Annotated in this window: 6 protein-coding genes and 1 pseudogene; 1 reads left to right on the forward strand and 6 read right to left on the reverse strand. The window is 37.2% G+C overall.

Annotated elements, in window-relative coordinates; translation table 11 throughout:
* Positions 1-487: 487 nt before the first annotated feature.
* A complete protein-coding gene (locus VXP95_RS14840) occupies positions 488-790 on the reverse strand; it encodes a hypothetical protein (protein ID WP_171254942.1) in 303 nt (100 codons plus the stop codon).
* Positions 791-1,766: 976 nt separating this feature from the next.
* Here VXP95_RS14840 and VXP95_RS14845 point away from each other — a divergent pair.
* Entirely contained in the window at positions 1,767-1,913 is a 147-nt protein-coding gene (locus VXP95_RS14845) for a hypothetical protein (RefSeq protein WP_171254943.1), read from the forward strand.
* 41 nt (positions 1,914-1,954) lie between these two features.
* Here the strand turns inward: VXP95_RS14845 and VXP95_RS14850 are convergent, their stop codons facing one another.
* From VXP95_RS14850 to VXP95_RS14870, 5 genes and pseudogenes are all read right to left on the reverse strand, one after another.
* Positions 1,955-2,590 carry an SOS response-associated peptidase gene (locus VXP95_RS14850; RefSeq protein WP_179992347.1) on the reverse strand — a complete coding sequence of 212 codons (636 nt, stop codon included), beginning with the start codon at positions 2,588-2,590 and terminating at the stop codon, positions 1,955-1,957.
* Between the two features lie 367 nt (positions 2,591-2,957).
* The gene (locus VXP95_RS14855) at positions 2,958-4,196 is read right to left on the reverse strand and encodes an alpha/beta hydrolase family protein (RefSeq protein ID WP_416680056.1); all 1,239 of its coding nucleotides are present in this window, start codon (positions 4,194-4,196) and stop codon (positions 2,958-2,960) included.
* Between the two features lie 191 nt (positions 4,197-4,387).
* Positions 4,388-5,531 (reverse strand): annotated as a pseudogene (locus VXP95_RS14860) (catalase family protein).
* Positions 5,532-5,686: 155 nt separating this feature from the next.
* Positions 5,687-5,902 (reverse strand): hypothetical protein, encoded by a 216-nt coding sequence (locus tag VXP95_RS14865; RefSeq protein ID WP_191731428.1) that lies wholly within the window; start codon positions 5,900-5,902, stop codon positions 5,687-5,689.
* 410 nt (positions 5,903-6,312) lie between these two features.
* Entirely contained in the window at positions 6,313-7,518 is a 1,206-nt protein-coding gene (locus VXP95_RS14870; RefSeq protein ID WP_416712310.1) for an alpha/beta hydrolase family protein, read from the reverse strand.
* Positions 7,519-8,180 lie beyond the last annotated feature (662 nt).

The following is an 8,180-nucleotide window of genomic DNA, read 5'->3' on the forward strand; positions in this document are numbered from 1 at the left end:
CCACTTACCCAAGTTACGCCTTAAATTTGACTCAATTAGGGGCGCTTTGCATTTCAAATCTTTGTGCAACAAAGCCGTAATCAGTATGCGTTTTTTCATAGTGCTAAATGTTGATATGCCTTATATGAAAAATTATAGAGATAAATAGCGAAAAAGAAAGCAGCCATCTGCAAATTTTATAAGTTGTTGAGAAACTATATATAGTTAGTAGCAAGTATTTTAAAAATGAGAATCTTCTCCCAAAATTTGAACCAAGCTTTTTAATATTTATTTGAATTGATCATCTTTAATATTTGGATGTTTATTGGTCAAATTTGAGGGGTGAAAATATTTTTGCCTAAAATACAGACATTTATTTAACAGAAATAGTGAATATTTCACATTTGGAAACATTGAATCTATATATCCTACACAGATTGGGTGGTTGGCTAGTGATATCTTGGCGTCATTCTAAAAAACTTAATTTAAATAATTAAAAATCAGCATATTACAAAGCCTGTTCAATTGAGGAGAGTTGAACAGGCTTTTTCTTTTTCGCAACAATCTTCTTTTTTGATACTGATTGTAGTTTTCGCCCCTGTTGTTCACATAAGTTTTCATTCACAACATAAAGCATGAAAATTCTCTCAAGAGAAATACATGAATAGATGTTATTTATATATCTCTTTTCACGAAAAGACAGGACAAAGCTATGATGAGATGTATATGCGCATTTGGCATGGGCGTGATGGTCGGCTGTTGTTTTAAATCTTGCAAAGAAAAAATGTGTCAGATGATGAGCAACGAGCATTGTAAAAGTGATCATTGTAAAAAGGATCAGATGACTAAAGCTGAAGAACCTATACGGACTTAGCTCTGAAGGCTTTAATTTACCTAAATACGGAGCAGAGTAGCGAAGTCGTTCCAGCTTATTCAGCTGATCCAAATCATGATGTATTGGATCATTTTATATTTGAAGCAATAAAGCTCGATTCAGAATCGAGATTTATATAAAAGGAGAAAAACATGATGCAATTTATATTTTGTTTATTTGGTCTTCATGGTGCAACTGAAATCGATTACACCTGTGATGATGATGAAATAAAAGAGTGTCGTGATTGCTTGAAAAATATTGAATAATATTCCAACAATAAACGTAAAGCCTTCCCAGTTCAATCACCAGGTGGCGAGGGCTTTACTGATGAAATTTTCCTTATAATAGAGATAAGGTTGGAAGATTTTCGTATTTGGTCTCGGTGAAAACAAGATTTGGTTGATTACGATACTTATGTATCCGGCAAGATAAATTTATATTCGTCATGTTTTTTCTTCTATGAATATGATAAAGGCCATGGGAAAGAAGTATTGTAAATGTGATGCTTAAAACAGTCTTTTGATTGCTGGCCATTATTGCACCACATTTTCTGTCTTTCTGGTGGAACAACAAAGTCAGTCAAGCAGACTTATCTGAGGTGGTGACGTAATCGCATTTCAGACATATTGAATGACACACGTTAGCAAAATATTCAAAAAACAGGGGGCGTCTGAATCCTTTAATTACACCGCCAAGACTCTCTATTAACCAATAAGTAAGTTTATATTCTCATACGGTATTATCCTCCAATCAGCTATCGAGACTTATTAACTTATGTGTGACAGGTGCTGTGAGAAGTGAGTACATGCTGAAGAGATTAAATTTCTATAATGTAAATGTGAAACATAAATAACATTGATGTTTATTGTCAGATGTCATATTTATTTTGAGTAAACAGATCGAGGAGATATATATGACAAATAAGCCAGAGCAAGAGCAGGAATCAAATCCACAAAAAGAATCAAATGACGATAAAGGGAATCAGGAATCTTATAAGCATGTCAAGCCGGAGAAAAAACCCAATGCCGAGCCAGAAAATCCATTGAGAGAGCAGAAATAAGTATTTTATATGAATAAAGCCCTAACTTGGTTTAGGGCTTTTCAGTTGGTCCACAAACCTTGCTCTTTAGGCCTTGCTATAAATTCATCTTTCATTTCAAAGAAAAAATTATGAGCTTGTTCATGGTCGCAGTTGAGCCAGTCGTGTCGTAATTCTTCAGGAATCACAATAATCGAACGTTTTTCATCATTCGGCTTGTGAAACCGTTTCATAAATGGGTGCTGATCCGAATTTATGGTAAGCATCGAAAAGGATCTGATTTTCTCACCTTCAATCAATGCATCCTCATAAATTGCTGCAACCGTGAAAGGATGACCATCTTCACGTGAAATACCAAACCAGTGTGGTTTATCGTCTATATATTTAGGCTCAAAGAATGTATCGACTGGGACTAAAGTAAACTGGTTATTTTTCCAGGCATGTCGAAAACTTGGTTTGGATGCCACTGTTTCACTCCGGGCATTGTAGGTATGTCTGCCATATTTCAACTCTTTTGCCCAAGATGGAACTAGTCCGAAACGTGCAATATCCAGCTCAAACTTGTCCGCACCACGCATAATGATTGGGGCGGGTGCTAATGGATAAACATGTATTTTTATTCCGAGTTCCAGTTGTTCTTCATGAATATCTAGTAAGGAAAGACGTTTTTTTGAAGGGAATTCATAGTTCGAGCACATAAAGAACCTCTTTCATTCTCATTGTTGTTTGCTAAAGAATTAAGGAATCAAAATGGGGAACTCAAAAATCAAAATTATGAGTTTCAGCAAAAGCTCTAATACTTGCTTTAGCTACACGTTTGCGAAGGAATAAAATTTGGATTAATTAAAGTTAGTTGGCCTGTAGCAGGCCCGGATTAATCTCAAATAAATGAAATATTACGTTTCGATATTCGTTACAGCTTAACTGCGATAAGCGTGTTAATGGCATACTCAGGCCATAATAGCTAAACTTTTAATGATATGCAGTCTAGTAACAGACTGCATATTTCATAGATTTCATATAGTTACCGTGATCACAAATATCTAATCGACAAAAATATGAACATTAATTTGTCTCACAAGTACTCATAAATTTTCCTTGTTCAACTGAGTTGATAAAGTCTTCGACCATAAATTGACTTTGTCTTAAAGAGCCATGATGATCTGCACCTTCAACAGTTTTAAATGCAATCGGCTTTTGTTTGGTACACATTAGCTGATAATAGGCATGAGTACCTTGATAATCTACAATCTGGTCTTTATTACCCTGAACTATCATTACAGGGACAGTAGGTATCATATTTTCGATGGATTGTTTTTTCGAGTATTCTATTAAGGGATTAAGATCTGCATCGGGTTTGAAAACTGTTTGAGGTGCTTCTTTCACATCGGCTTGTAATTCCGATAAGCCATGATTACGCGCATAATTGACAATCTGGGCCATTTCAGGACTCAATAAATTCATAATATTGAGGCTAGGATCCGCGGCTTCAGCACCTAAAAGAACGATAGGAAGAAATGCAACCACACTTTTTTCGATTTGAGGATGCAAGGCTGCGTATTGAGCAATTCCCTCATATTGATATCCTCCTGGGGCAACGACTAGTGCTCCACGTAACTTTAACTCGGGTGCATCTTTTTGCCCATGTGCAGCTACCATTAGGGCAGCAGCGCCTCCCTGACTGTGTCCCATGACATACCATTTCCTGTTAAAATGATAAGGCTTTAAAAAATGAAGCGCTCTCACAGAGTCAACCACAGTATGCAGTTGGCTCTGTGCATTCATGTAGGGGTGTTTACCGGGTGTACCTAAGCCCTGATAATCGGTGGCAACTACTGCATAGCCTTGGGCAAGCCAGGCATCAAGTGGCTTGGAAGCCAGCTCTTGATAGGCATGCACGGGTCCACCGACATAATCACCAGAGGGGGCACAGGTATCTGCCACTCCGGTGGTGCCATGTGCCCAGGCTAAAACGGGCCAGCCACCTCTAGGTGGTTTGCCTTGTGGCAATAAAACAAATCCGGAGACAACAATGGGTTCTGAATGTATACCACGGCTGCGATAGGTAATTAAAAATCGTTGGGCGGCATGGGGAAATAAATCAGTACTTTGTTCTTCGATAGCGAGTAGAGTTCCGGGGGTCTTTGCAGCAATATCACAATTATGATGATTGCATTTCTGGGAATCCTGATTCTTGCATTTCCGGGAAATAGCAGGAGAGGCGAGCAAATAAGCAGAGCCTAAGCCCGCACAGCCCACTATAATTTTCAGGAGAGGACTTTTTGTTTTCATCACAGATACCATTTCAATTTTTATAATTTCATTTATAATGTAGCAGTCTTAGCCATGTTTCTAAATTAACTATTAACAAACTTTGTAAACTAAAATTACTAAAATTACTAAAATTATTAAGCTAAATTAAATAAATGATGCAATAATCGCTCTAATTTTAGTTTAAGTTATAATTTAATTAATAATTCATATATATTTAGTTCTCAGTGTGGTTCTAATCTTTTAGTAGCATTCATCTCATGTCTAAGCTGACTGATACGCTCATAAATCACCTTTCGCATCCGGTTTACTCCTCCCAGAGGTTTGTGTTCCGGTACTGTATGCCATGGCGTAAAGAAGAGGTTTTCACAAAATTCGTTTTGTTCAGGTGTATCAAAATCCTGTTGAGGAATATGAATAGTCGCTAGCTTGTAAAAAGGTGCCTGGTTTTCTGGCCATTCGGTCATGGAATCTTCGACCGACATGCTGTTTGATGTTCGGGGTTGTACTAAAAACTCCATGCATGCCTTACTTTTTTGCAATTGGTTCCGTAGATTTTCTCTTAGAAAATTATTGTGGGGATTATAGGGTATAGGATCTGTTCCTCTTGAACATGCTTGGGCTGAATACTTTACAGCTTGACGACCACTGCCTGTTCCTAATTGATAGGGCACCATGGACCAATATCGGGTTTGCAGAGGATTAGATATTGTATTTCTCGTATTTAAGGCAATCCAGGTTCCTTTAGCCCCTAATGCAAAAGGGGTATGCAATTTTTTGAGAAAGCTTTCACTATTTATATCCTGCATAAATGCCCATATAACGAGCTGGATCATTCACAAAAAAAACCGGATGATTAATCATGATAAAATCTTGAGTAGACATTTCATCATGATTTAAAAGTTTTTCTCCCGGTACTGCCAAAAGCTTTATTGCCATGCCACGGGCATCTTTTTTAATATCTGCTTGTTGAGCATTACTAGATCCATTAGAAAAACGTATCCAGGCTTGATAGGTTTTTCCGGGAAGAAAAATACCTTGTGCCAACTCTTTGGGAAGTGCTTCAGCTATCTTGAACTCTGCGCGTACACAACCGTGTGCCTTAGGGTGTGCATCACGTAGCGCGATACCGGTCGAATACTCTTTCCGAATAGATTTCTCAATAATGTCTGCGATCTTTTTAGCTGTGATTTCTTCATCAGGATAAAGGCTTTCATTTAAACCACGATCTATATTGGGATATGTGATAGCTTTGGGAGATTCAGGGGTTATAGGCGAGGTATCAGCATATATAGTGTTAAAGATATTGATGGTCATCAGCGGGAGGTAAAGTAGGCCCAAGCCTACAGCTCTTATAAAGTCAGGCATTGAGTATCTCCTTGATATACCGCTAAAGTTAGTTTTAACTTATGATCTGAAATTCTTTGAAGGCCCTTTAGACCAATAATAATGATCATATTTGTTTGATTATCATTCTTTATTAGATACTCTATTTCAAAGTAGGTTTTTACTTTTAATTCAACTTAATAATAAAAATAGGGATCCTGACTGTTTTTTGCCACTTTATTGCAGTTCTTGCACTTGATACTTTCAATAGAGTAGCGCCCATGAGTTTGCTTGCCTTCTGCAGCAGCAATAATAGAAAATTGCTGAGTATCATTAAAGCTATAGTCATCCTGTGCTTCACAAACAGAACACTTGATAATTTTTCTATCGCAGTAGATGTATGCTTCGTTCATTATGTATCTCCTGATTCTTAGTTTTATATTTTCACTGTTTATCATCATCCAATATTATGTAGTATTCACCTAGAACTATATGCTGAATAGCTTGTTTTTATTAAACTTTTTGTGTACATATTGATAGATTATTGAGATGAAAATACAATTAAGGTGATGTATTTTGTGATATAAATTTATGAAATTTATAGATTATTTAATTTTTCGAAAAGCGTTTGTAATCCGGTGTAGGCACAGTGGATTCTGCTCTTTAGCAGTTATCTCCTGAGTATCGCTTCTGAGTTGTGGAAGTGTGAAAAGGGCTATGCCTGTATTGCTGTGCATGGCATTAAATGCATGTACAGCCCCTCACTTGCAATCAAGGGGCTGACAATTCTTTAAAGGCTAATTTTTAAAGTTTTACTTGATTATTATTTATTACAGGTACTCATAAATTTCCCTTGTTCAACCGAGCTGATAAAATTTCCTACCATGGATGCACTCTGTCTTAAGGAACCATGGTGATCGGCACCTTTAACAGGTTGGAATGCGATAGGTTTTTGCAATTTGCAGATCTGCTGATAGTAAGCATAAGTACCACGAGGATCTACAATCTGATCTTTATCACCTTGAACAATTATTACGGGAACAGTAGGTATCATATTTTCAATCGACTGTTTTGCGGAATAGTTAAGTAATGGAGTAAGATTTGCATTTGATTTGAATACTGTTTTGGGAGCTTCTTTTACTGTAGCTTGCAATTCTGATAAGCAACGATCCCGTGCATTAGTCGTAATCTGTCCCATTTCTGGACTGAGTAGATTCATGACGTTCAGGCTTGGATCTGCCGCATCGGCACCCAGAAGAACAATAGGAAGAAATGCAATCACACTTTTTGGAATTTGCGAATGAGTTGAAACGTATTTGGCAATCCCTTGATATTGATAACCACCTGGTGCAACAGCCATTGCTCCGAGCAGCTTGAGTTCAGGAGCATCTTTTTGCCCGTGAGCAGCTACCATCAGGGTGGCAGCACCTCCTTGACTATGTCCCATGACAAACCAGTTTTTACTGAACTGGTAAGGCTTTAATAGATGGATTGCCCTGACAGAATCCACGACAGTATGTAACTGGCTCTGTGCATTCATATAAGGATGTCTTCCTGGTGTACCTAAACCCTGATAGTCCGTTGCAACCACTGCGAAACCACGAGCGAGCCAGGCATCAAGCGGTTGGGCGGCGATTTGCTGATAGGCATGCACAGGCCCTCCTACATAATCTTCAGAGGGTGCACAAGTGTCAGCCACACCAGTTGTACCATGAGCCCAAGCAACAACAGGCCATCCACCTTTTGGGGGATTACCTTTAGGGAGCAGGATGAATCCGGAAGTTACGATAGGCTCTGAATGTATGCCACGACTACGATAATTAATTAAAAATCGTTTTGAAGCATGAGGAAATAAATCGGTGCTTTGTTCCTGAATGGATAACAAAGTACCTGGTGTTTTTGATACCACATCTGTTAAAGGACTTTTATCTTTTTGGGATTGTGTAGGAGAAGCTGCAACATGGCTAGCAAAGCCTAGACATATACAACTAATCATAACTTTAAGAGGAATAGGATTTTGAATTTTCATTGCCGATACCACTTTAATTTTTATAATTTCATTTTTAATGTAACAGTCTTAGCCATGTTTCTAAATTAATTATGAGTAAACTTTGTAAACTAAAATTAGTAAGCTGATCTCAACAATTGATGCCCTGAGTACTATGGTTTTAAGTAGGTGATATTTGAAAAAATCACAGGAATAACTGCACTCAGTCTTTGTGGTTAAGAGACGTACCATCTGACATCTCCATAAATTTAAAACCCAGATTTTTCCTGATATTTATAAGGTGAGCTTTATATTAAGTGGGCGGTCTATGACTCACTTTAATTGTGAACTGATGTCTCATGAAAATATTGAAAATTGTCTATTTTTTAAAAGGCATATGAAATATTTCACAGCGAATCATCGTGATGACCACGATCCTTGCTTATTAATGGCAACGACAATTCCAAAGTTTATTGATTTACTATCAAAACAACCTGATAAATTTTATGCTTTAAATTTTAGACATCTATAAATACTATTTATTACCAATAAAAGAAGCTATAAGTAAATTAATTGGTATGAAGATGAACCGTGATCAGAGTCAATAATAACTTTTTTATATTGGTCTGGCTTTGTTGCACAAAGATTTAAAAGACAACACTCTGCTCATTTGAACAGAATTCAAGTGACAACTTGGGTATGAG

The organism is Acinetobacter sp. 226 (assembly GCF_048147925.1).
GTDB lineage: Bacteria > Pseudomonadota > Gammaproteobacteria > Pseudomonadales > Moraxellaceae > Acinetobacter > Acinetobacter pecorum.

What these genes read in the sequence shown, in the direction of transcription:
- VXP95_RS14840 (WP_171254942.1), bottom strand. Translation starts at nt 790, where the DNA reads ATGCTCGTTGCTCATCATCTGACACATTTTTTCTTTGCAAGATTTAAA.
- VXP95_RS14845 (WP_171254943.1), top strand. Translation starts at nt 1,767, where the DNA reads ATGACAAATAAGCCAGAGCAAGAGCAGGAATCAAATCCACAAAAAGAA.
- VXP95_RS14855 (WP_416680056.1), bottom strand. Translation starts at nt 4,196, where the DNA reads ATGGTATCTGTGATGAAAACAAAAAGTCCTCTCCTGAAAATTATAGTG.
- VXP95_RS14850 (WP_179992347.1), bottom strand. Translation starts at nt 2,590, where the DNA reads ATGTGCTCGAACTATGAATTCCCTTCAAAAAAACGTCTTTCCTTACTA.
- VXP95_RS14865 (WP_191731428.1), bottom strand. Translation starts at nt 5,902, where the DNA reads ATGAACGAAGCATACATCTACTGCGATAGAAAAATTATCAAGTGTTCT.
- VXP95_RS14870 (WP_416712310.1), bottom strand. Translation starts at nt 7,518, where the DNA reads ATGAAAATTCAAAATCCTATTCCTCTTAAAGTTATGATTAGTTGTATA.